The sequence below is a fragment of the Hydrogenophaga sp. ANAO-22 genome (assembly GCF_042466645.1).
Taxonomy (GTDB): Bacteria; Pseudomonadota; Gammaproteobacteria; order Burkholderiales; family Burkholderiaceae_C; genus Hydrogenophaga.
The window spans coordinates 3,916,083-3,937,095 of the sequence record NZ_CP159956.1 but is presented as its reverse complement, the minus strand read 5'-3'; the positions used below and the strand labels follow the sequence as shown (position 1 = coordinate 3,937,095).

18 protein-coding genes are annotated in these 21,013 nt (G+C 67.6%); 9 read left to right on the top strand and 9 right to left on the bottom strand.

Annotated features, from left to right (window positions below; translation table 11 throughout):
- Positions 1-432 precede the first annotated feature (432 nt).
- Genes ABSY19_RS18920 through ABSY19_RS18900 form a run of 5 tightly spaced genes read right to left on the bottom strand, consistent with a single transcriptional unit; the run spans position 433 to position 5,439 of the window.
- On the bottom strand, positions 433-1,341 hold the full coding sequence (locus ABSY19_RS18920; protein ID WP_382154683.1) for an EamA family transporter: 909 nt from the start codon (positions 1,339-1,341) through the stop codon (positions 433-435).
- Positions 1,338-2,348, bottom strand: a complete 1,011-nt coding sequence (locus ABSY19_RS18915; RefSeq protein WP_382154680.1) for an SDR family oxidoreductase — start codon at positions 2,346-2,348, stop codon at positions 1,338-1,340. Before ABSY19_RS18915 ends, ABSY19_RS18920 begins: the two co-directional genes overlap by 4 nt.
- On the bottom strand, positions 2,345-3,271 hold the full coding sequence (locus tag ABSY19_RS18910; RefSeq protein ID WP_382154677.1) for a bile acid:sodium symporter family protein: 927 nt from the start codon (positions 3,269-3,271) through the stop codon (positions 2,345-2,347). The genes ABSY19_RS18915 and ABSY19_RS18910 overlap by 4 nt, the downstream gene beginning before the upstream one ends.
- A gap of 42 nt (positions 3,272-3,313) precedes the next feature.
- Entirely contained in the window at positions 3,314-4,627 is a 1,314-nt protein-coding gene (locus ABSY19_RS18905; protein ID WP_382154674.1) for a flavin-containing monooxygenase, read from the bottom strand.
- Complete coding sequence (locus ABSY19_RS18900; protein ID WP_382154671.1) at positions 4,624-5,439, bottom strand: SDR family oxidoreductase; 816 nt, start codon at positions 5,437-5,439, stop codon at positions 4,624-4,626. Before ABSY19_RS18900 ends, ABSY19_RS18905 begins: the two co-directional genes overlap by 4 nt.
- A gap of 91 nt (positions 5,440-5,530) precedes the next feature.
- On the opposite strand from ABSY19_RS18900, the gene ABSY19_RS18895 reads away from it, so the two are divergent.
- Positions 5,531-6,292: an IclR family transcriptional regulator gene (locus ABSY19_RS18895; RefSeq protein ID WP_382154668.1), complete on the top strand. Its 762-nt coding sequence runs from the start codon at positions 5,531-5,533 to the stop codon at positions 6,290-6,292.
- A 4-nt stretch (positions 6,293-6,296) separates the two neighbouring features.
- Here ABSY19_RS18895 and ABSY19_RS18890 read toward each other — a convergent pair whose 3' ends face one another.
- Positions 6,297-6,920, bottom strand: coding sequence for a pyridoxamine 5'-phosphate oxidase family protein (locus tag ABSY19_RS18890; protein WP_382154665.1), 624 nt, complete (start codon positions 6,918-6,920; stop codon positions 6,297-6,299).
- A 13-nt stretch (positions 6,921-6,933) separates the two neighbouring features.
- A complete protein-coding gene (ffh, locus tag ABSY19_RS18885; RefSeq protein ID WP_382154662.1) occupies positions 6,934-8,304 on the bottom strand; it encodes a signal recognition particle protein in 1,371 nt (456 codons plus the stop codon).
- Positions 8,305-8,469: 165 nt separating this feature from the next.
- On the opposite strand from ffh, the gene ABSY19_RS18880 reads away from it, so the two are divergent.
- The 8 genes from ABSY19_RS18880 to ABSY19_RS18845 all read left to right on the top strand — a co-directional run bounded on the left by ABSY19_RS18880 (position 8,470) and on the right by ABSY19_RS18845 (position 18,909).
- Positions 8,470-9,270: an inner membrane protein YpjD gene (locus tag ABSY19_RS18880; protein WP_382154659.1), complete on the top strand. Its 801-nt coding sequence runs from the start codon at positions 8,470-8,472 to the stop codon at positions 9,268-9,270.
- Positions 9,271-9,280: 10 nt separating this feature from the next.
- Positions 9,281-9,529, top strand: a complete 249-nt coding sequence (locus ABSY19_RS18875) for a PP0621 family protein (RefSeq protein WP_382154656.1) — start codon at positions 9,281-9,283, stop codon at positions 9,527-9,529.
- 24 nt (positions 9,530-9,553) lie between these two features.
- On the top strand, positions 9,554-11,356 hold the full coding sequence (locus ABSY19_RS18870; protein WP_382154653.1) for a sensor histidine kinase: 1,803 nt from the start codon (positions 9,554-9,556) through the stop codon (positions 11,354-11,356).
- 11 nt (positions 11,357-11,367) lie between these two features.
- Positions 11,368-12,876 (top strand): sigma-54-dependent transcriptional regulator, encoded by a 1,509-nt coding sequence (locus tag ABSY19_RS18865; protein WP_382154650.1) that lies wholly within the window; start codon positions 11,368-11,370, stop codon positions 12,874-12,876.
- Positions 12,854-13,480 (top strand): 1,6-anhydro-N-acetylmuramyl-L-alanine amidase AmpD, encoded by a 627-nt coding sequence (gene ampD / locus ABSY19_RS18860; protein WP_382154647.1) that lies wholly within the window; start codon positions 12,854-12,856, stop codon positions 13,478-13,480. Before ABSY19_RS18865 ends, ampD begins: the two co-directional genes overlap by 23 nt.
- Positions 13,481-13,928: 448 nt before the next feature.
- On the top strand, positions 13,929-16,850 hold the full coding sequence (locus tag ABSY19_RS18855) for a ribonucleoside-diphosphate reductase subunit alpha (RefSeq protein ID WP_382154644.1): 2,922 nt from the start codon (positions 13,929-13,931) through the stop codon (positions 16,848-16,850).
- Between the two features lie 141 nt (positions 16,851-16,991).
- A complete protein-coding gene (locus ABSY19_RS18850) occupies positions 16,992-18,173 on the top strand; it encodes a ribonucleotide-diphosphate reductase subunit beta (protein ID WP_291119333.1) in 1,182 nt (393 codons plus the stop codon).
- Between the two features lie 226 nt (positions 18,174-18,399).
- Positions 18,400-18,909: a histone H1-like DNA-binding protein gene (locus tag ABSY19_RS18845; RefSeq protein ID WP_382163865.1), complete on the top strand. Its 510-nt coding sequence runs from the start codon at positions 18,400-18,402 to the stop codon at positions 18,907-18,909.
- Positions 18,910-18,979: 70 nt separating this feature from the next.
- Here ABSY19_RS18845 and ABSY19_RS18840 read toward each other — a convergent pair whose 3' ends face one another.
- Positions 18,980-19,864: a carbohydrate kinase family protein gene (locus ABSY19_RS18840; protein WP_382154641.1), complete on the bottom strand. Its 885-nt coding sequence runs from the start codon at positions 19,862-19,864 to the stop codon at positions 18,980-18,982.
- A 15-nt stretch (positions 19,865-19,879) separates the two neighbouring features.
- Entirely contained in the window at positions 19,880-21,013 is a 1,134-nt protein-coding gene (locus ABSY19_RS18835; RefSeq protein WP_382154638.1) for a DUF3426 domain-containing protein, read from the bottom strand.

The window sequence follows — 21,013 nt, the reverse complement described above, 5'->3', positions numbered from 1 at the left end:
CTCTTGCGGCGCGTTTTCTTTTGAGGGCTTGTGTGGCTTGTTTTTCGCGCCACCGGGTGGGAGAGGTCGGGTGGTCCGGGCAGGCTGGCGCCGGCCGCTCGCGGGCGTCTGCCCGGGCAAGCGAACAGCATTTCGTCAACACTGGGTGGGCACGCTTGCTTTTGTGGCAACCGCGAATGGGGCCAGCACCCTCCTGCCCGGACCACCCGCCCCACGACAAGAGTGGGCGCGCCAAGCTTGGTGTACGCACACCTCTTGCAGGACGGTGGCGATGCCCGAATGCGCAGGCCCCCATTCGCGGTTGCCACAGAAGGTGCGCACCAGCAACGCTGTTGATGAAGGGGTACATGCGAACCAGTGCAGCCGCCCGCGAGCAGGGCCGGAGCAGTCGGGCGTCGCCACCGGCCTGACGCGAGGCAGACGCCAGAAACCTCAAGAAGAGCGACGAGAAACCAACCAGCCCCCGAGCTGATTCACCACCAGCCCCATCAACACCGCCCCCGTCCCCAGCCACTGCTGAAACAGGGGAAGTTCGCCAAAGAAAACCCAGGCCGCCGAAAGCCCCACCACCGGCACCAGCAAAGAAAACGGCGTCACCCGCCCAGCCGGATGGCGCTGGAGCAACTGCGTCCACAGCGTGTAGGCCAACAAGGTCGCCAGCCACGCAAGAAACAACACCGCCAACACCGCCGACAGACTCAAGCCTGCCACCTGCGCCCACACCACCGAAGGCCCATCCATCCACAGCGCCAACGCCATGAACGGAACAATCGGAAAAACGCTGCTCCACACGATGAACGGAAACGGCTCGTAATCCGCCACCCGGCTCGCCAGCCGCGCCACCAGATTCGACACCGCCCACATGAACGCCGCCGACAAGGTCAGCACAAAGCCCGCCAACGTCATCTGCCCCGGCCCCTCACCATGCGCCGTCGCGATCAGCACCAGCCCGCCCAAGGCCACCAGCAAACCCAGCCCCTGCGACCAGCGCGCCCGCTCACCCAGCACCGGCACCGCCAGCAACAACGTGAAAAACGCCTGCGTCTGCATCACCACCGACGCCATGCCCGCCGTCATCCCCATCTGCAGCCCCAGGAACAGAAAACCGAACTGCCCCAGACCCTGCGCCAAGCCATACGCCACCACATAGCGCCACGGCAGCTTCGGAAACTTCACGAACAGCAGGAACGGCAAGGCCGCCGCCGCAAACCGCAAGGCGCCCAGCAACATCGGGCCAATGCCCTGCAAGCCGATCTTCATCACCACGAAGTTCAAACCCCAGATCACCACCACCGCGAGCGCGCGCAGCAGATCGCCGCGCGAAAGAGGCACAGGGTTCACGCCATCACTTTCACCGGTCGCCCCTGCGCAGCGCGCGCGGCCACAAAAGCATCGAACGCCTGCGCGCTGGTCTTGCGCGGCGTGTAGCCAAAACGCTGCTTCAGCGCGGTGTTGAGCAACACCGGCCGGTAGCGCAGGAAATCGAGCTGCTCCGGGCCGTAGCGGCTCACGCCCAGCGAGCTGCCCACGCGCAGCAGCGTGCGCAACAGGCCCGCCGGCAGCACGCGCGGTTTCTTGCCCAGGCGCGCGGCGATCTCGCGGATGGTCAGCGCGCCGTCACCGGCCAGGTTGTAGCAACCGGGCACGGCCTCACCACTGAGCGCGTGCACGATCGCGCCGGTCACGTCCTCGTCCCAGACGAACACGAAGGGGCTGTCGCTGCCGGCGATCGCGATCAGGCGCGGTTTCTCGAACAGGGCCGTGATCTGGTTGTCCACCCGCTCGCCCAGGATGGTGCCGATGCGCAGCACGGTCTGGCGCAACGCCGGGTGGGCCGCGCGCGTTTCGGCGAGCATTTCTTCCACCAGGCGCTTGTGGTGCGCGTACGCGAACACCTCGTTGCCGCGCAGTGCGTGGTCTTCGGTCAGCCAGGCCGGGTTGTCCGCGTGGTAACCATAGGCCGCGCCGCTGGACGAGACCACGAGGTGGGCCACGCCGTGGGCGAGGCAGGCCTGGATCACGTTGCGCGTGCCGCCCACGTCGACCGAATGTTCGAAGGCCCGGCTCGACCCCTTGCCCGGCGTGACGACGGAGGCCAGGTGCACCACGGTGTCGATGCCGTGCGCCTCCACCGTGGCGGCCAGGGCGCGGTCGCGCACGTCTTCCACCACGTAGGCCACGCGCGGCGAACGCCGCGCGACGGGCACCTCGCGCACATCCACCGCCACCAGGTGTTCGATGTGAGGCTCGCGCGCCAAGGCGTCGATCAGCCCGCGCCCGAGGAAACCGTCGGCGCCCGTGACCAGCACGCGCCGGGCGGCCGGCGCCTTGTCCATGGCCGCGCTCATGGCTTCTCGATCCCCGGCACGCCACCTTGCAGCGGTCTGCGCGCCCACCAGCCCGCCAGGATCAGGCCAGCGATGATGTCCCAGAAGCCCCAGACGCCGGCCACCACGGCCATGCCGCCCAGGCCACCGAAGAAGCTGAAGATGATGACCAGGCCCAGGCCCGCGTTGCGGATGCCGACCTCGATCGACACCGCGCGGCGGTCGTAGTCGGGCAGGCCGGCGGCGCGCGCGATGGCGTAGCCGGTGCCGAAGGCCAGCGCGTCGTGGATCACCACGGCCAGCAGCACCAGGCCCACGTAGTCGAGGAAGTAGCGCCAGTTGCCCGCGATGGCGCCGACGATGAAGGCAATGAGCGCGAGAAAACTGAGGATGCGCACCGGCTTCTTGAAGCGCGCGGTCCAGTTCGGAAAGCGGTGCGCGCACCAGATGCCCAGCACGAAGGGCACGCCGATGATCAGCAGGATGTGGCCGAACATCTCCAGCGGGTCCAGCGCGATGGTCTTGAGCAGCGGCGCGGCGGTGGGGTGGATGCCGCCCCAGAAAGCGAAGTTCAGCGGCATGGCCACGATGGCGATGGCGTTGGACACCGCCGTCATCGAGACGCTGAGCGCGACGTTGCCGTTGGCGCGGTGCGTGAGGATGTTGCTCACGTTGCCCGGCGGGCAGCAGGCCACCAGGATCATGCCCAGCGCGATGCTGGGGCCTGGCTGCAGCAGCAGCGTGAGCGCATAGGTGATGGCCGGCAGCGCGATGAACTGCGCCACGATGCCCACCGTGAACGCCAGCGGCATGCGCATGACGCGGCGGAAGTCCTCCAGGCGCGTGTCCAGCGCGATGCCGAACATCAGGAAGGCCAGCACCGCGTTGAGCACGGCCAGCGAGGCCGGGTTGAAGTTGAGGCGGATTTCGTCCACGGGCAGCATGCGGGTCTCCTGTGTCTGTTGTCTTTGTCGTCGGGCGGGATGTCAGGCCAGGGCCTCGGCCGCCTGGCGCACGGTGTCGCGGTAGACGTTCTTGTTCACGTAGTAGGCCATGCGCTCGAGCTGCAGGTACTTGTAGCCGCCGGAGAGGTCGGGCGGCGGCCCCGCCTTGGCGATCCGGAACGCGCTGGCGCTGGCCTTGCCTTCGTCCAGCCCCTTGAAATAGCGCGCCACCAGCTCGGCCTGTTCATAGCGGCCCTGCCAGCCCAGGCCGCTGGCCTCGACCATGCCGAGCACGGCGAGGCGGTCGAAGCGCGGCGCGAAGATGTTGAGGTAGAGCCGGGGCGCCATGCCCTGCCAGTTGAGCAGCGCGGGGGCGAGGAAGGGGTAGTGCAGCCTGTAGCCGGTGGCCGCGAGCACCAGGTCGTACTCGCCTTGGCGCCCGTCCTTGAAGTGCACGGTGTGGCCGTCGAAACGCGCGATGTCGGCGCGCACGCCCACGTCGCCATGGCCGATGTGGTACAGGATGAGCGAGTTCACCACCGGGTGCGACTCGTACATCTTGTAGGTCGGCTTGGGAAAACCGAAGCGCACCGGGTCGCCGGTGAACCACTTCAGGATGGTGCTGTCGATCTTCTGCTTGAGCCAGGGCGGCAGCCGGATCTTGCCGCCGAGGGTGTCGGCGGGCTGGCCGAACACGTACTTGGGCACGAAGTAATAACCGCGCCGCACCGAGATGTCCACACTGCGCGCCTGGTGCACGGCGTCGACGGCGATGTCGCAACCCGAATTCCCCGCGCCCACGATGAGCACGCGCTTGTAGCGGAATTGGTCGGCGCTCTTGTAGGCCGAGGTGTGCAGCAGCTCCCCGGAGAAGTGGCCTTCGAAGCGCGGCATGTTGGGCTCGGCCAGGGTGCCGTTGGCCACCACCACGCCCTTGTAGTCGGCGGTGGTCTGAAGGCCGTCCGCGTCTTCGGTGGTGACGCGCCACAGCGTGCCGGGCGCATCACCCAACGGCACCACGCTCAGCACGCGCACACCGAAGCGGTAGTGCTCGCGCAACCGGAAGTGGTCGGCGAAGGCGCTGAAGTAGTCCAGCAGCTCGCGGTGGCTCGGGTAGTCGGCCACGCGCTCGGGCATGGGGAACTCGCTGAACTCCGTCATGCGCTTGCTGGAGATCAGGTGCGCCGACTGGTACACCGTGGAGCGCGGGTTGTGGATGTTCCACAGACCGCCGACGTCGGTGTGCGCCTCGAAGCCCTGGAAGGGGATGCCGTGTTTCTGCAGGCAGCGCGCGCCGGCCAGGCCCGAGGGGCCGGCACCGATGAGCGCGATCTGTTGTTCGGTGGGTGTCGTCATTTTTTCAGGCCTGGAATGTCGGTCGCGCCGGGTTCGCCCGCGCGCGGCTTGCGCGGCTGGCCGAGCAGGATGCGGTCGTGCAGGCGCGCGGGCAGCAGGCCCAGCGCGTGCGAAAGCCAGCCGATGCGCCGGGGCAGCACGATGTGTTCGGTGCCGGCGGCCACGCCCGCGAGCAGGCGCCGCGCGGCCTCGTCGGCTTCGAGCAGGCCGGGCATGGCGAAGCGGTTGCCGGCCGTCAGCGGTGTGCGCAGGTAGCCCGGGCTGATGGTGTGCACGCGCAGCGCCGTGGGGCGCAGCTCGGCGCGCAGGCTTTGCAGGTAGGCGATCAGGCCGGCCTTGCTCGCGCAGTACGCACCGTTGCCGGGCATGCCGCGCCAACCCGCGAGGCTGGCCACGCCCACCAGCGCGCCGCGCCGGCCGCTCTCGCGCATGGGCGCCAGAAAGGGCTGGAAGGTGGTGGCCACGCCGAGCAGGTTGATCTCGAGCATGCGGCGCATCACGGCGAGGTCGCCGGCCTGCGCGGTGTCGAAGCCGCCGGCCACGCCCGCGTTGGCGATCACCAGGTCGGGCGCGCCGAAACGGCCCATCCAGTCGGCGGCCACGGCCTGCATCGCGGCCGCGTCCGACACGTCGGGCTGGTAGATCGCGCAACGTTCCGGCGCGAGCGCGGCCAGCGCCTGCAGCGCGGGACGCTGCAGGCCGACCAGCGCCACGCGCCCGCCCGCGGCGATGAGCTCACGCGCCAGCGCCTGGCCCAGGCCACCGCAGGCGCCGGTCACCACGGCGTTGTGAAAGCTCGGCGTCGTCGTCAAACCACCCATCTCCTCGAAGTTGTGCCCGCAATGTAGAGGCCCCTAGAATTCGTCTCAAAATAATTTATGGATTCGTCTCATTTTTCGAGATATGAACACAGAAACCGACAACAGCCCGGGCCTGCGGCTGATGGAGCTGCTGGACCTGCTGACGCGCCACGCCCAACCGATGGCCCTGCCCGAGGTGGTCGCACTGACCGGCTGGCCCAAGCCCACCGTGCACCGCATGCTCTCACAATTGGAGCAAGGTGGGTGGCTGGTGCGCGAGCCCGACGGCCGGCGCTACGCGATGGCCACGCGCCTGCTGCGCATGGCCGAGGCCGCCCTGAGCAACAGCACGCAGCAGGGCGTGCGCCACGCGGTGCTGCGCCAGCTGGTGGCCGAGGTGGGCGAGAGCTGCAACCTCACCGCCCTGTCGGGTGCGGAGGTGGTCTACCTGGACCGCGTGGAGTCGGCGTTTCCGCTGCGGCTGGAGCTGCGCCCGGGCACGCGCGTGCCGGCGCATTGTTCGGCCAGCGGCAAGCTGTTCCTGGCCTGGATGGGCGCGCGCCAGCGCCGCACCGTGCTCGACGGGCTGGTGCTCACGCGCTACACCGCCAACACGCTGACGCTGCGCGAGGCCCTCGAAGCGGAGCTGGAGGCGATCCGGCGCGACGGCCACGCGGTGGACGCCGAGGAGTTCGTCGAAGGCCTGGTGTGCGTGGCGGTGCCGGTGTTTGCGCCGGGCCAGCGCACGGTGCGCTGCGCGCTCGCCCTGCAGGCACCGGCCGCGCGCATGGCGCTGGCACAGGCCCGGTTGCAGCTGCCGCGCCTGGAGGCGGCGGCGCAGGCGCTGGCCCGCACCCTGGGCTGACGCCTCAGTACAGCGTGTCGCGCTGGCGCGCGGGCAAGGCGCGGTCGTAGGCAACGCCGTCGATGGCGTTGTGCGTGAGGGCCGCGAGCATCTCGCCGGCCGTGGGCACCGCCGCCGCGGCTTCGCGCGCGTCCCACAGGCTGGCGCGCTTCATGGCGCGGGCGCATTGGAAGAACACCGTGTCCACCGTGATGACCAGCACGCACCGGGGCAGCTTGCCGTCCATGGCCAGGCGCTGCATCAGGTCCGGCGCCACCGAGATGCGCGCGCGGCCGTTCACGCGCAGCGTCTCGCCCACGCCGGGCACCAGGAACAGCAGGGCCACGCGCGGGTCGGCCAGGATGTTCTTGAGGCTGTCTATGCGGTTGTTGCCGGCGCGCTCGGGCAGCAACAGCGTGTGTTCGTCCTGGATGCTCACGAGCCCGGGCGGATCGCCGCGCGGCGAGGCGTCCAGCCCGTCGGAGCCGACGGTGGCGAGCACCGCGAACGGCGAGGCCTCGATCCAGCGCTGGTAGACCGGGTGCAGGCGCGAGACCTCCTTGCGCACCGACGCGTCGCCCACCGGGCCGAACAGCGCCTGCAGCGAAGCGAGATCCTGAATGGTGTAGGGGTCGGTGGGCGTGGTCATGGCGGTGGCTCCCTCAACCCATGCCGGGCAGCTTGGGCATGCCCTTCATGCCACCCATGCGTTTCATCATCTTCATCATGCCGCCGCCCTTCATCTTCTTCATCATGTCCTGCATCTGCTCGAACTCCTTGAGCAGGCGGTTGACTTCCTGCACCTGCACGCCCGCGCCGGCGGCGATGCGGCGCTTGCGCGTGGCCTTGATGATCTCGGGCTTGCGGCGCTCCTTGAGCGTCATGCTGCAGATGATGCCTTCCTTGCGCTTGATGTCCTTCTCGGCGCGGCCCATGTCGACCTCGCTGGCCTTGGCGGCCATCGCGGCGGGCAGCTTGTCCATCAGGCTGGAGAGGCCGCCCATCTGCTTCATCTGGCGCAACTGGTCGAGGAAGTCGTTGAGGTCGAAGCCCTCGCCGCTCTTGACCTTGGCCGCGAGCTTCTGAGCCGCCGCCATGTCCACGCCGGCCGTGACCTGCTCGACCAGCGCCAGGATGTCGCCCATGCCGAGCACACGCTGCGCGTGGCGGTCGGCGTCGAACACCTCCAGACCGTCGATCTTCTCGGACACGCCGGCGAACTTGATCGGCGCGCCGGTGATGGCGCGCACCGAAAGCGCCGCGCCGCCGCGCGAATCGCCGTCGAGTTTGGTGAGCACGATGCCGCTGAGCGGCAGCGCGTCCTTGAACGCCTTGGCGGTGTTGATCGCGTCCTGGCCCTGCATCGCGTCCACCACGAACAGCGTCTCCACCGGCTTGAGCACGGCGTGCAGTTCCTGGATCTCGCGCATCAGCGCCTCGTCGATCGCCAGGCGGCCGGCGGTGTCGACCAGCAGCACGTCGAAGAAATGCCTGCGCGCGTAATCGATCGCGGCGCGCGCGATGTCCACCGGTTTCTGGTCGGGCGTGCTGGGGAACCACTCGGCACCGGCCTGCGCGGTCACGGTCTTGAGCTGCTCGATGGCGGCCGGGCGGTAAACGTCGCCCGAGACGGTAAGCACCTTCTTCTTGCGCTTCTCGATCAGGTGCTTGGCCAGCTTGGCGGTGGTGGTGGTCTTGCCGGCGCCCTGCAGGCCGGCCATGAGGATCACCGCCGGCGGCTGCGCCGCGAGGTTGATGTCGGCCACGCCGTCGCCCATGGTCGCGGCGAGCTCGCGGTTGACGATGCCCACCAGCGCCTGCCCGGGCGTGAGCGAGCCCACCACTTCCTGGCCCAGCGCCTTCTCCTTCACCCGCGCGATGAAGTCGCGCACCACCGGCAGGGCGACGTCGGCCTCCAGCAGGGCCATGCGCACCTCGCGCAGCATGTCGGTGACATTGCCCTCGGTGATGCGGGCCTGCCCGCGCATTTCCTTGACGATGCGTGAAAGTCGGTCTGAAAGGGCTGAAGCCATGCTGCCTCGGGTAGAAGGGAAAAGGGCGGAAACCCGCGTCGGGCGGGCGGTCAGGCGGGCGCCTGGGTCGGCGGACCGGCGCGTCCAGGAGGGACAAGGCCGTTAAACTGTGAGGATGATTTTAGCTGCGCCCTTCCTTTTCACGCTTGGCGCGCTGCCCCGGTGATGAGCCTGCTGCCCGCACTCGCGTCCAACCTGCCCGCTGCCGTGTTCTCCGGCGGCGCGGCGCTGGCCTACGCAATGCTCGCCATCGCCCACCCGCGCATGTCGGCGCCGCAAAGCCGCGGCCTGCTCGGCCTGGCCTGGCTGCTGCACCTGGTCGTGCTGGTGCTCGGCCTGTTCGAACAACCCGCGCGCTTCGGGTTCGCGCCCGCCCTCTCCGTCACCGGCTGGCTGGTGCTCACCGTCTACCTGATCGAAAGCCGGCTCTACCCGCAGATGCGCGCGCGCTGGACACTGGCCATCCTGGGCATGGTGGTCGTGCTGCTCGCGCTGGTGTTCCCGGGCACGCGCTACCCGGCCCTGCATTCCGCGCTGCTGCCGCTGCATTGGGCCTTGGGCATCGCGTCCTATGGCCTGATCGCCGCGGCGGTGGTGCACGCCTGGCTGATGCAGCGCGCCGAAAAGGCCATGCGGCTGGGCAACGCCAGCGAGGCGTCCATGCCCCTGCTCACGCTGGAGCGCCTCACCTTCCGCTTCGTCGCCGCCGGCTTTGCCTTGCTGAGCGCCACGCTGCTGGCCGGCTGGTATTTTTCCGAGACCCTGAACCACCGCTGGATCTGGGACCACAAGACCACCTTCTCGCTGCTGTCCTGGATCACCATGGGGGTGCTGCTCTGGGGCCGCTGGCGCCTGGGCTGGCGCGGCCGTGTCGCCGTGCGCACGCTCTACGTGGCCGCCGGTTTCCTGCTGCTGGGCTACGCGGGCTCGCGCTTCGTGCTCGAAGTGATGCTGCACCGCGGCTGAGGCATTGACCATGAAATACCTGCTCGTCCTGGCCGTGGTGATGGTGGCGTTCTACATCTGGCGCAACAACCGCCTGAGCGACCGCGCCGAGGCCGCCCGCCAGGCGCCCCCGCCCAAGCCGCGCGCCAACGTCCCCACCATCATGGTGGCCTGCCTGCAATGCGGCACGCACCTGCCCGAGACCGAGGCGGTGCGGGGCCAGCAGGGCGCGTACTGCAGCACCGAGCACCGCCGGCTGCGCGAAGGCGGTTCGGCATGACCTCCCTCCGGATGGACGCCTGACATGGCCCGGGACGTCAGCTCGCAGTTCGCCCCGTCCTGGTACTCCGCTTTCGAGGGCAGCCATGTGCAGAGCCGCGAACAGCGCATGCGCGCCTTCGTCCGGCTGTGGCGCGCCTTCATGCGGGCCCGGGTGTTCATCGCCACGGTGCTGCTCGCCCTTCAGGTGTTCATGCTGGTCTCGCAGACCGGCGGCCCCAACTGGCTGGTGGTGGTGTGCTCGGCCCACCTCTGCGCCGCGCTGGTCACGCTCTACCTGTGGCGTCCGGCGGAGCAGGCCGCTCCGATGCACGTCCAGTGGCTGCTGACCATCGGCGTGGACGTTCTGGTGTTCGCGCTGCTGCAGTCGTTCCAGGTCGGCAGCATCAACTACACGGCGCTGTTCGCCCTGCCGGTGCTGCTGGCCTCCATCCTGGGCTCGCTCACGCTGGCCCTGGCCACCGCCGCCAGCGTCACGCTCTACCTGCTGGGCGAAGCGGCGCTGCATGCGCCCTTGTTCAGCGACCTGTCCACCGCGCGCTTCCTGCAGGCGGCGCTGACCGGCACCGGCTTTTTCCTGGTGGGCGTGCTGGCCAACCAGCTGGCGATCCGGCTGGCCCGCGAAGAGGCCCTGACCGCCAGCAGCCAGGCCGCCGCGCGCGCGCAGGCCCAGGTGAACGAACTGGTGATCGAAAGCCTGACGGTGGGCGTGCTGGTGGTGGACCCGCACGGCGTGGTGCGCAGCGCCAACCCGGCGGCCCAGGCCATGCTGCTCGGCCAGGTCTCGCCCCAGGCGGCCAAGCTCCTGCTGTCCGCCCGCTCCAGCTGGCAGCACCTGGCCCACCTGGTCAACGAAACCTTTGCGCGCGGTGAGGCCCTGGAAACCGAAACCACCATCGACAACGAGGACCGGCCGAGCCAGCGCCTGCATGCGCGCACCCGCCTGACCGCGCAGAGCGGGCGCAGCGCGGGCCTGTGCGTGCTGTTCCTCGAAGACCTGCGCGAGGTCGAGGCGCGCGTGCGCACCGAGAAACTGGCTTCGATGGGCCGCATGTCCGCCGCAGTGGCGCACGAGATCCGCAACCCGCTCTCGGCCATCACGCAGGCCAATGCGCTGCTCGATGAAGAGGTGCAGGCACCGGCCCAGAAGCGGCTGACCCGCATGATCGAGCAGAACGCCCAACGGCTCTCGCGCATCGTCGACGACATCCTCAACGTGGCGCGCGCGCAGCCCAGCCAGGACACGACCTCGGCGCCCTCCCTGCCACTGGACCAGACCGTTCGGCAGATCGCGCACGAGTGGGTGCGCCAGAGCAAGGCTGAGCGCATCCTGGGCGTGCATGCCCACGCGCCTGCGGCCCATGTGGGCTTCGACCCGGAGCACCTGCGCCGCCTGCTCATCAACCTGCTGGACAACGCCCTGCGCCACGCCAGCGGCAAACCCTCCTCGATCCGCCTGATCACCCAGCCCAGTGGCAGCGAGCATGTTCGCCTCTCGGTGTGGAGCGACGGCCAGGCACTCGAAGCCAGCGTGATGCGCCACCTGTTCGAGCCCTTCTTCTCCTCCGAGAGCCGCTCCAGCGGCCTGGGCCTGTACATCTGCCGCGAACTCTGCGAGCGCTACGGCGCCCAGATCGCCTACCGCCGCACGCGCCTGGACCAGCGCGAGGGCAACGAGTTCTATGCGCTGATCCCCGCCGCCAGCGCGGCGCCCACTCGCGAGCCGACACAGCAAAGCCTGTCGTACCCGATGGGCGATTCGGTGGCCACGCGCGCCGAGCACCAAGGCCACCCGCTCTCGGGTGACACCCCCCTGGCGACCCGCTGAACACGACGCCAATGGCCACCGCCCCCTCCTCCGCCTCCGTGCTGGTCGTCGACGACGAACCCGATCTGCGCACGCTGTACGAGCTCACCCTGCTGCGCGAAGGCCATGCGGTGGTGGCCGCGCCGGACATCACCCAGGCGCGCGAATGGCTCGCCCAGCAGCGCTTCGACGTGCTGATCTCCGACATGCGCCTGCCCGACGGCCTGGGCCTGGACCTGCTGCGCGAACTCGCGGACGCCCAGCGGCCTGAAAAATGCATCGTCATCACCGCGTACGGATCGGCAGAAAACGCGGTGGAGTCGCTCAAGGCCGGCGCCTTCGACTACCTCACCAAACCGGTGGACCTCAAACAGCTGCGCAGCGCGGTGACGGCGGCGCTGCAAAGCCAGCGCGGGTCCCCGGCCGCCATGGCCAACGGCGCGACGGCGCCCGCGCCCAACGCCAGCGGCGCGGGCGACGCCCTCAGAAAACCAGCCGCCACCTCCAGTGGCGCGCAATCGCTGCGCCGCATCGTGGGCGCCTCGCCCAGCATCGCGCAGATCAAGTCGCGCATCGAGAAGGTGGCCTCCAGCATGGCGCCGGTGCTCATCCTGGGCGAGTCCGGCACGGGCAAGGAACTGGTGGCGCGCGCGGTGCACGACTGCAGCCACCGCAGCGGCGGGCCGTTCGTGGCGGTCAACTGCGGCGCGATCCCGGAAAACCTGATCGAGGCCGAATTCTTCGGCGCGCGCAAGGGCGCCTACACCGGCGCCACCACCGACCGCGAAGGCTACTTCCAGGCGGCGCGGGGCGGCACCTTGTTCCTCGATGAAATCGGCGACCTGCCCCTGGCCATGCAGGCCAAGCTGCTGCGCGTGATCCAGGAGCGCCGCGTGCGCGCGCTTGGCGGCGTGCAGGAAGAAGCCGTCGACGTGCGGCTGGTGAGCGCCACCCACCGCGACCTCAACGCGCTCGTGCAGTCGGGCCAGTTCCGCCAGGACCTGTTCTACCGCCTCAACGTCATCGGCCTGCGCTCGCCTGCGCTGCGGGAACGGCGCGAAGACCTGCCTCTGCTGGTGGAGGCTCTGCTGGCGCGGCTGTGCGCCGAATCCGGGCAAAACGTGCCCAGGGTGTCGGCCCGCGCCCTGGCCTGGCTGCAGTCGCGCGAACTGCCGGGCAATGTGCGCGAGCTCGAGAACCTGTTGCAGCGCGCCCTGGCCCTGAGCAGCGGCGAGGTGCTCGAACCGGACGACTTCGGCGAGGCCGACGAGACCGAAGTGCCCACCCAGCCCGACCAGCTCGCGCCCGCCGATGGCCTCGGCGCACCCATGACCCGCCCGCCCGAAGAGATTCCCGCCGACCTGCAGACCTACCTGGACGAACAGGAGCGCCAGGTGCTGCTCAAGGCGCTGCGCGAATGCGACTTCAACCGCACCGCGGCCGCGGCCCGCCTGGGCCTGAACCTGCGCCAGATGCGCTACCGCATCCAGCGGCTGGGCATCGCCATGCCGTCGGACGATGACGACACCACCACGGCCTGATTCCGCCGAGCGCGATGATCCCTGGCAAGGCGGCTGGCTGCGCACGGCGCGCCACAGCCCGTCGCCCAACTTCGGCCCGCGTCCCGACGGTGCACAGATCGACCTGATCGTCATCCACTCCATCAGCCTGCCCCCGGGCGTGTACGGCGGCCCGGAGGTGGAACAGCTCTTCACCAACCAGCTGGACTGGAGCGCCCACCCGTACTTCGAGCAGATCCGGGGCATGGAGGTGTCGTCGCATTTCTTCGTGCGCCGCGACGGCGAAGTGGTGCAGTTTGTCGACGCCGATGCGCGCGCGTGGCATGCGGGCGCATCGTGCTGGCGCGGCCGCGACAACTGCAACGACGATTCCATCGGCATCGAACTCGAGGGGCTGGAGGGCGACCGTTTCGAGGCCGCGCAGTACACCGCCCTGGCGCGGCTGTGCACCCGACTGGTGCAACGTTATCCGGTGCGCCATGTGGCGGGCCATGAGCACATCGCGCCCGGACGCAAGCAGGACCCCGGACCGGGTTTCGACTGGTCGCGCCTGCGCGCCGACCTTCACTGGCCCGAAGCGTGTTTCCCACAAGACACACTCGGTCACAGCGTCGCTGGCGACTGAGCCAGGGCGACGCCAAAAACGCCCCGTTCTCACCGGCCGTGCAACGGCGCGGCCAGCCAAGACAAATCGCGTCAAAGCCCCCGCCGGCATTGGTGTTGCCCACCGGGATTCAAGCAAACCGCCCAATCGCCAGCGATCATTCGCACAGGGCGCGGGGATGTGAACCAGCATTTTTTGTCTGACGAAAAATGCGCCGTGTCTAACGACCGCTTTTTCTCGTAAACACTACCCGTAGTGGCTTGAACGGGACATGCACACCAGATATAGTGTTGCCTTGTGAGTCCCGAACCCTACCCCGCCCAGTATGGCCGTCGCCTGAACAATGCCCTTCAGACGACCGCGTCCACCCCCTGCGGCCTGCGTTGATACCGGCACCCAAGCCACCAACCTGCCATCGGACACCGCGCCCCCGATGCAGTTCACCCAACAACAAATGAAAGAGGAACCAATGCTGACCGCTTCTCCCATCACCACCCCGTCCCCCGCCTCGCTGAAGCCCACCGCCGGTACCCCGGCCGCGGCTTCGCTGGCCGCGAGCAGCTCGGTTTTCGCCAACTACCAGATCATCCGCCGCAACGGCGCCGTCGTGCCGTTCGAGCCCAGCAAGATCGCCGTCGCCATGATGAAGGCCTTCCTGGCGGTGCACGGCACCCAGGGCGCCGCATCGGCCAGCGTGCGCGAGACGGTGGACGAGCTGACGCAGAACGTGGCCCGCGCCCTGATGCGCTCGCGCCCGGGTGGCGGCACCTTCCACATTGAAGACGTGCAGGACCAGGTCGAACTCGGCCTGATGCGCAGCGGCCACCACGAAGTCGCCCGCGCCTACGTGCTCTACCGCGAACGCCGCACGCAGGAACGCGCGCACCTGGCCGAAGTGGCGCACCCGGCCGAGCCCGTGCTGCACGTGCTCGACGGCGGCGAGCGCGTGCCGCTGGACCTGCAGCGCCTGCAAGGCCTGATCGCCGCCGCCTGCAGCGGCCTGGGCAAGGACGTCAAGGCCGACCCCATCGTCGCCGAGACCAAGCGCAACCTGTACGACGGCGTGCCCATGGAAGAGGTCTACAAGGCCTCCATCCTGGCCGCGCGCACGCTGATCGAAAAAGATCCCGACTACACCTACGCCACCGCCCGCCTGCTGCTGCACACCATCGTCAAGGAAGTGATGGGCGAGGAAGTGCCCGCCGCCGAAATGGGCGCGCGCTACGCCGAGAACTTCCCGCTCTTCATCAAGAAGGGCGTGGACAACGACCTGCTCGACGAAAAACTGCTGCAGTTCGACCTGGCCCGCCTGGGCGCCGCGCTCAAGCCCGAGCGCGACCTGCAGTTCGACTACCTCGGCCTGCAGACGCTGTACGACCGCTACTTCCTGCACGTGCGCAAGACGCGCATCGAGCTGCCGCAGTCCTTCTTCATGCGCGTGGCCATGGGCCTGTCGCTCAACGAGATTGACCGCGAAGCCCGCGCCATCGAGTTCTACGAGGTGCTGTCCTCGTTCGACTTCATGTCGTCCACGCCCACGCTGTTCAACAGCGGCACGCTGCGCTCGCAGCTCTCCAGCTGCTACCTGACCACCGTGCCCGACGACCTCGACGGCATCTACGAGTCGATCAAGGAAAACGCGCTGCTCTCCAAATTCGCCGGCGGCCTGGGCAACGACTGGACGCGCGTGCGCGCCCTGGGCTCCCACATCAAGGGCACCAACGGCGAATCGCAAGGCGTCGTGCCCTTCCTCAAGGTGGTGAACGACACCGCCGTGGCCGTCAACCAGGGCGGCAAGCGCAAGGGCGCGGTCTGCACCTACCTGGAAACCTGGCACCTGGACATCGAGGAATTCCTGGAGCTGCGCAAGAACACCGGTGACGACCGCCGCCGCACGCACGACATGAACACGGCGAACTGGATTCCCGACCTGTTCATGAAGCGCGTGATGGAAAAGGGCGAATGGAGCCTGTTCTCGCCCAACAGCGTGCCCGACCTGCACGACCTGTTCGGCGCCGACTTCGAAAAGGCCTACCTGGCCTATGAAGAGAAGGCCGCGCGCGGCGAAATCAAGCCGTACCGCAAGGTGCCCGCCAGCGACCTGTGGCGCAAGATGCTCTCGATGCTGTTCGAGACCGGCCACCCCTGGATCACCTTCAAGGACGCCTGCAACGTGCGCAGCCCGCAGCAGCACGCCGGCGTGGTCCACAGCTCCAACCTGTGCACCGAGATCACGCTCAACACCAGCGACACCGAAACCGCCGTGTGCAACCTCGGTTCGGTCAACCTGCTCAACCACGTCAAGCGCGGTGACGACGGCGCCAAGGTGCTGGACCACGCCAAGCTGCAGGCGACCATCAAGACCGCCATGCGCATGCTCGACAACGTGATCGACATCAACTACTACGCGGTGAAGAAGGCGCGCGACTCCAACATGCGCCACCGCCCGGTGGGCCTGGGCGTCATGGGCTTCCAGGATGCGCTGTACGAACTGCGCATTCCCTACGCCTCCAACGAAGCGGTGGACTTCGCCGACCGCTCGATGGAAGCCGTCTGCTACTACGCCTACTGGGCCTCGACCGAGCTCGCCCGCGAGCGCGGCCGCTACGCCAGCTATCGCGGCTCGCTGTGGGACAAGGGCATCCTGCCGCCCGACACCCTGGACCTGCTGGCGCGCGAGCGCGGCGGTTATGTGGACGTGGACCGCTCCAGCAGCCTGGACTGGGACGCCCTGCGCCAGAAGATCGCGGCCGACGGCATGCGCAACTCCAACTGCGTGGCCATCGCGCCGACCGCGACCATCTCCAACATCATCGGCGTGGACGCCTCCATCGAGCCTTGCTTCGGCAACCTCTCGGTCAAGTCCAACCTGTCCGGCGAGTTCACCGTCATCAACAGCTACCTGGTGAAAGACCTCAAGCGCCTGGGCCTGTGGGACGACGTGATGGTCATGGACCTCAAGCACTTCGATGGCTCGCTGCGCCCGATCGACCGCGTGCCGCAGGACGTGAAGGCGCTGTACGCCACCGCCTTCGAAGTCGAACCGCTGTGGCTGGTGGAAGCCGCCGCCCGCCGCCAGAAGTGGATCGACCAGGCGCAGAGCCTGAACATCTACATGGCCGGCGCCTCGGGCAAGAAGCTCGACGACACCTACAAGCTCGCCTGGCTGCGCGGTCTCAAGACCACCTACTACCTGCGCACGACCTCGGCCACGCAGATCGAAAAATCCACCGGCCGCACCGGTCAGCTCAACGCCGTTTCCGTCGGCAACGCCAGCGCCGCCGCGGCCTCCGCTCCGGCTGCGGCACCCGCGGACATCACCGACGTGGAGTCCGCCACCGACATCAAGTTCTGCGCCATCGACGACCCGGGTTGCGAAGCGTGCCAGTGATTTCGGCCGTCATGCGCGCACGTGTTGCGGTGTCCCTCGAATGCAATTCGATGCAACACCGCAACACAAAATGTGCGCATCTCGCCTGATCACTTTGCATTTCATGCACACACTTTCATAATCCGAACATTGGAAACCTCTATGTTGACCTGGGACGATCACACCACGCCCTCTTCGAAGCCAGCGAACAGCCCACTGCCCACCGGCACGTCGGGTCTGCAAGCCTCACTGTCCTCACCGTCCGGTGAGCGCGCGCCTCTCCCCTCCGCTTCGATCAACACCGCCGCCGCGCCGGCCGCTCCCGCGCGCCGCGTCAACGCGGCCGACAAGCGCATCATCAACGGCCAGACCGACGTCAACCAGCTGGTGCCGTTCAAATACAAGTGGGCCTGGGAAAAGTACCTCGCCACCTGCGCCAACCACTGGATGCCGCAGGAAGTGAACATGAGCCGCGACATCGCGCTCTGGAAAGACCCCAACGGCCTGACCGAAGACGAGCGCCGCATCGTCAAGCGCAACCTCGGCTTCTTCGTCACCGCCGATTCGCTGGCCGCCAACAACATCGTGCTGGGCACCTACCGCCACATCACCGCGCCCGAGTGCCGCCAGTTCCTGCTGCGCCAGGCGTTCGAGGAAGCGATCCACACGCACGCCTACCAGTACATCGTGGAGTCGCTCGGCCTGGACGAGTCCGAGATCTTCAACGCCTACAACGAAGTCCAGTCGATCCGTGACAAGGACCAGTTCCTGATCCCCTTCATCGAGGCGATCATGGACCCGAACTTCCACACCGGCACGCCCGAGACCGACCAGCGCCTGCTCAAGAGCCTGATCGTGTTCGCCTGCCTGATGGAAGGCCTGTTCTTCTACGTCGGCTTCACCCAGATCCTGGCCCTGGGCCGCCAGAACAAGATGACCGGTGCCGCCGAGCAGTACCAGTACATCCTGCGCGACGAGTCCATGCACTGCAACTTCGGCATCGATCTGATCAACGCGATCAAGATGGAGAACCCGATGCTGTGGACCAGCGAGTTCAAGGAAGAGATCAAGGAGCTGTTCCTCAAGGCTGTCGAGCTCGAGTACCGCTACGCCGAGGACACCATGCCGCGCGGCGTGCTCGGCATGAACGCCTCGATGTTCAAGGGCTATCTGCGCTACATTGCCAACCGCCGCGCCACGCAGATCGGCCTGGAGCCCCTGTTCCCGAACGAAGAGAACCCGTTCCCCTGGATGAGCGAGATGATCGACCTCAAGAAGGAACGCAATTTCTTCGAAACGCGCGTGATCGAATACCAAACCGGCGGGGCATTGTCCTGGGATTGATACCCACGCAGCCGGAGCCGCATTGCCCATACCGACCAACAACATGATTTCCGCTCAATCAAAACCCTGTCACCGTCGCGCAGACGCCGGGCGCAGGGTTTTGTCACAGGATTCAAAACCTTGGGGCCAGCCGTGGATGCATCCACACGGCTCCAGGGCGTTGAATCACTTCACCGGCAACAAGGCTGGCTGAAGTGCTCTTTGCAACTTGATCAAGGAGAAAACAATGGCAACTGCAAAAAAAGCCCCGGCCAAGAAGGCCGCACCGGCTAAGAAGGCTCCGGCCAAGAAACCCGCTGCGAAGAAGGCAGCACCGGCGAAGAAGGCTCCGGCCAAGAAGGTCGCGGCCAAGAAGCCCGCCGTGAAGAAGGTTGCGGCCAAGAAGGCAGCACCGGCGAAGAAGGTTGCTGCGAAGAAGGCAGCACCGGCGAAGAAGGCCGCGGCCAAGAAGGTCGTCGCCAAGAAGGCTCCGGCGAAGAAAGCCGCTGCCAAGAAAGCGCCGGCGAAGAAGGTTGTCGCCAAGAAAGCTGCTCCCAAAAAGGTTGCAGCCAAGAAAGCGCCGGCCAAAAAAGCCGCTGTGAAAAAGGCCCCTGCAAAGAAGGCCCCTGCGAAGAAGGCAGCCCCAGCAAAAAAAGCTGAGCCGGCCAAGAAGCCGGCGGCCCCTGCTGCTCCTGCGGCGCAGACGAAGCTCAACCCTCAGGCTGCGTGGCCGTTCCCCACGTCCAGCAAGCCCTGAGATTCTCGTTGAGATGACCTGCAAGCCCGGCGCGAAAGCGCCGGGCTTTTTTCATACCCGTTGCCAGGGCTCAGAGCGTGTAGTTCTGACCGCCCCGGCTGGCGATCTTCACGGCACCCATGCGGTTGCCCAACTCGGCACAGCGTTGCAGCGGCCACCCCTGCTCCAGGCCATGCAGCAGGGCCGCGCGGAACGCATCACCACACCCCGTGGGGTCCACCACCGTGGCCGCCGGGAGGCCCGCCACCCGCACCTTGGCCGCGCCACCATCCCAGACGTCACAGCCTTCCGCGCCCAGCGTCACGATGAGGCCGCGCACCTGCGCAGCGATGGCGTCGAGCGTGAGGCCGGTGCGGTCGCACAGCATCTGGGCTTCGTAGTCGTTGAGCGTGACCCAGCTGGCCAGCCCGATGAACTGCCGCAGCTCTTCGCCATTGAACATGGGCAGGCCCTGGCCGGGATCGAACACGAAGGGCACACCGGCCTCGTGCAGCTGGCGCGCGTGCGTGAGCATCGCATCGCGACCATCGGGTGAAATGATGGCCACCTTGAGGTCGTCGCGCCGAGGCACCGGGTTGTCGTGCGCCGTCGACATCGCGCCGGGGTGGAAGGCGGTGATCTGGTTGTTGTCGCGGTCGGTCATGATCATGGCCTGCGCGGTGTAGCTCTCGGCGGAGGACGACACGTGGCGCGTGTCCACGCCCAGTTCGCGCAGGCGATCAAGGTACTCGCCGCCGTCGTTGCCGAGCATGGCCAGCGGCACCGCATCGGCACCGAGCTGGCGCAGGCCGTAGGCGATGTTGCCGGCACAGCCACCGTATTCCCGGCGCAGACCCGGCACCAGGAAGGACACATTGAGAATGTGCAGCTGGCTCGGAAGGATCTGCTCGGCGAAGCGGCCCTCGAAGGTCATGATGGTGTCGAAGGCGAGCGAGCCGCAAACCAGAATGGACATGAAAAATCTTCCAGATCAAGGGTAAAAAATCAGGGCGCGGTAACCCGCCATGGGCGTGGCGTCGCCCAGGGCGAGTGACAGTCGAAAACTCACGTTCACCGAGCCGTTTGCCGGCAACAGCGCCGGGGCATCGGGCCATTCTTCGGGCAGGAACACGCGGCGCGAAATCACCTGGTCGCTGATGTCGGTCAGGCTCAGCTCCAGCGCGGGCACAGCCAGCGCCATGGAGGCCGTGTTCTTGAGCACGAGGTCAAAGGCATAGAAGTTACCGAGCCGACGCACCAGCGAAGTGCTGTCGATGACGATCGCGTCGATGCGCCGCACCGGCGCCACCACGCAGCCCAGGGGTTCGCACGCCCGCTGCAGCCAGGGCTGCAGGCCGGGCCGCCAGGCGGCCAATCGATCGCGCTCCTGCAGGGCCCATTGCCCGGCGAGCACGACCACCAACACCACGGCCAGCAGCGAGAGCACGGCGCGCATGCCGCGGGATTGCCAGAAGGCCTGCCGCTGCGCCTGCCTCACGAAGCCGGGCACCAGTTCGGGCGCGTCCTGCCCATCAGCGTCCAGGTCACCCACGTCCTGCGGTCCGGGGGCGTCGGGCATGGCATCGACGTGGGGCACGACCGCCTCTTCGTCCGACTCCACCTGTTCCGAGGGATCGGTGGCAGCGCCATCGGCTTTCAAACGACCCAGACCGGCGGCGAAGCGCTCCAGTTCGGCGTGGAAATCGGACTCCTGCTCATCGGGCAGGGCCTGAGCGGGCGGGGCATCGATGATCGGTGGCGGCAAGGTTTCGACGGCACGTTCGTCCGCGACGACCTCGGTGTCCCACATCGCATCGGCAGACTCCTCGACCGTTTCCACGGACCGCTGAGACTCGGCCTCCAGCTCGGCTTCCAGTTCGGCTTCCAGTTCGGCGTCGAACGCCGCGTGCGCGGATGCCGGTGCCGGTTCGGGTGCAGGCGCCGCTGCCACGAAATCGTCGGACGTGCTTTCTTCGCCCGGAGGGATCCACGGCTGCAGGTACAGCGTGGCGTCGAACACATCGGCGCAATGGCCACAGCGCACCCAGCCCTCGGAGATCTTCAGTTGGTCGGCGACGACCCTGAACATCGTTCCGCACGAGGGGCAACGGGTGGTGAAACTCAT

What these genes read in the sequence shown, in the direction of transcription:
- ABSY19_RS18910 (WP_382154677.1), bottom strand. Translation starts at nt 3,271, where the DNA reads ATGCTGCCCGTGGACGAAATCCGCCTCAACTTCAACCCGGCCTCGCTG.
- ABSY19_RS18870 (WP_382154653.1), top strand. Translation starts at nt 9,554, where the DNA reads ATGGCCCGGGACGTCAGCTCGCAGTTCGCCCCGTCCTGGTACTCCGCT.
- ABSY19_RS18890 (WP_382154665.1), bottom strand. Translation starts at nt 6,920, where the DNA reads ATGACCACGCCCACCGACCCCTACACCATTCAGGATCTCGCTTCGCTG.
- ffh (WP_382154662.1), bottom strand. Translation starts at nt 8,304, where the DNA reads ATGGCTTCAGCCCTTTCAGACCGACTTTCACGCATCGTCAAGGAAATG.
- ABSY19_RS18895 (WP_382154668.1), top strand. Translation starts at nt 5,531, where the DNA reads ATGAACACAGAAACCGACAACAGCCCGGGCCTGCGGCTGATGGAGCTG.
- ABSY19_RS18915 (WP_382154680.1), bottom strand. Translation starts at nt 2,348, where the DNA reads ATGAGCGCGGCCATGGACAAGGCGCCGGCCGCCCGGCGCGTGCTGGTC.
- ABSY19_RS18835 (WP_382154638.1), bottom strand. Translation starts at nt 21,013, where the DNA reads ATGAGTTTCACCACCCGTTGCCCCTCGTGCGGAACGATGTTCAGGGTC.
- ABSY19_RS18840 (WP_382154641.1), bottom strand. Translation starts at nt 19,864, where the DNA reads ATGTCCATTCTGGTTTGCGGCTCGCTCGCCTTCGACACCATCATGACC.
- ABSY19_RS18850 (WP_291119333.1), top strand. Translation starts at nt 16,992, where the DNA reads ATGTTGACCTGGGACGATCACACCACGCCCTCTTCGAAGCCAGCGAAC.
- ABSY19_RS18855 (WP_382154644.1), top strand. Translation starts at nt 13,929, where the DNA reads ATGCTGACCGCTTCTCCCATCACCACCCCGTCCCCCGCCTCGCTGAAG.
- ABSY19_RS18865 (WP_382154650.1), top strand. Translation starts at nt 11,368, where the DNA reads ATGGCCACCGCCCCCTCCTCCGCCTCCGTGCTGGTCGTCGACGACGAA.
- ABSY19_RS18905 (WP_382154674.1), bottom strand. Translation starts at nt 4,627, where the DNA reads ATGACGACACCCACCGAACAACAGATCGCGCTCATCGGTGCCGGCCCC.
- ABSY19_RS18880 (WP_382154659.1), top strand. Translation starts at nt 8,470, where the DNA reads ATGAGCCTGCTGCCCGCACTCGCGTCCAACCTGCCCGCTGCCGTGTTC.
- ampD (WP_382154647.1), top strand. Translation starts at nt 12,854, where the DNA reads ATGACGACACCACCACGGCCTGATTCCGCCGAGCGCGATGATCCCTGG.
- ABSY19_RS18875 (WP_382154656.1), top strand. Translation starts at nt 9,281, where the DNA reads ATGAAATACCTGCTCGTCCTGGCCGTGGTGATGGTGGCGTTCTACATC.
- ABSY19_RS18845 (WP_382163865.1), top strand. Translation starts at nt 18,400, where the DNA reads ATGGCAACTGCAAAAAAAGCCCCGGCCAAGAAGGCCGCACCGGCTAAG.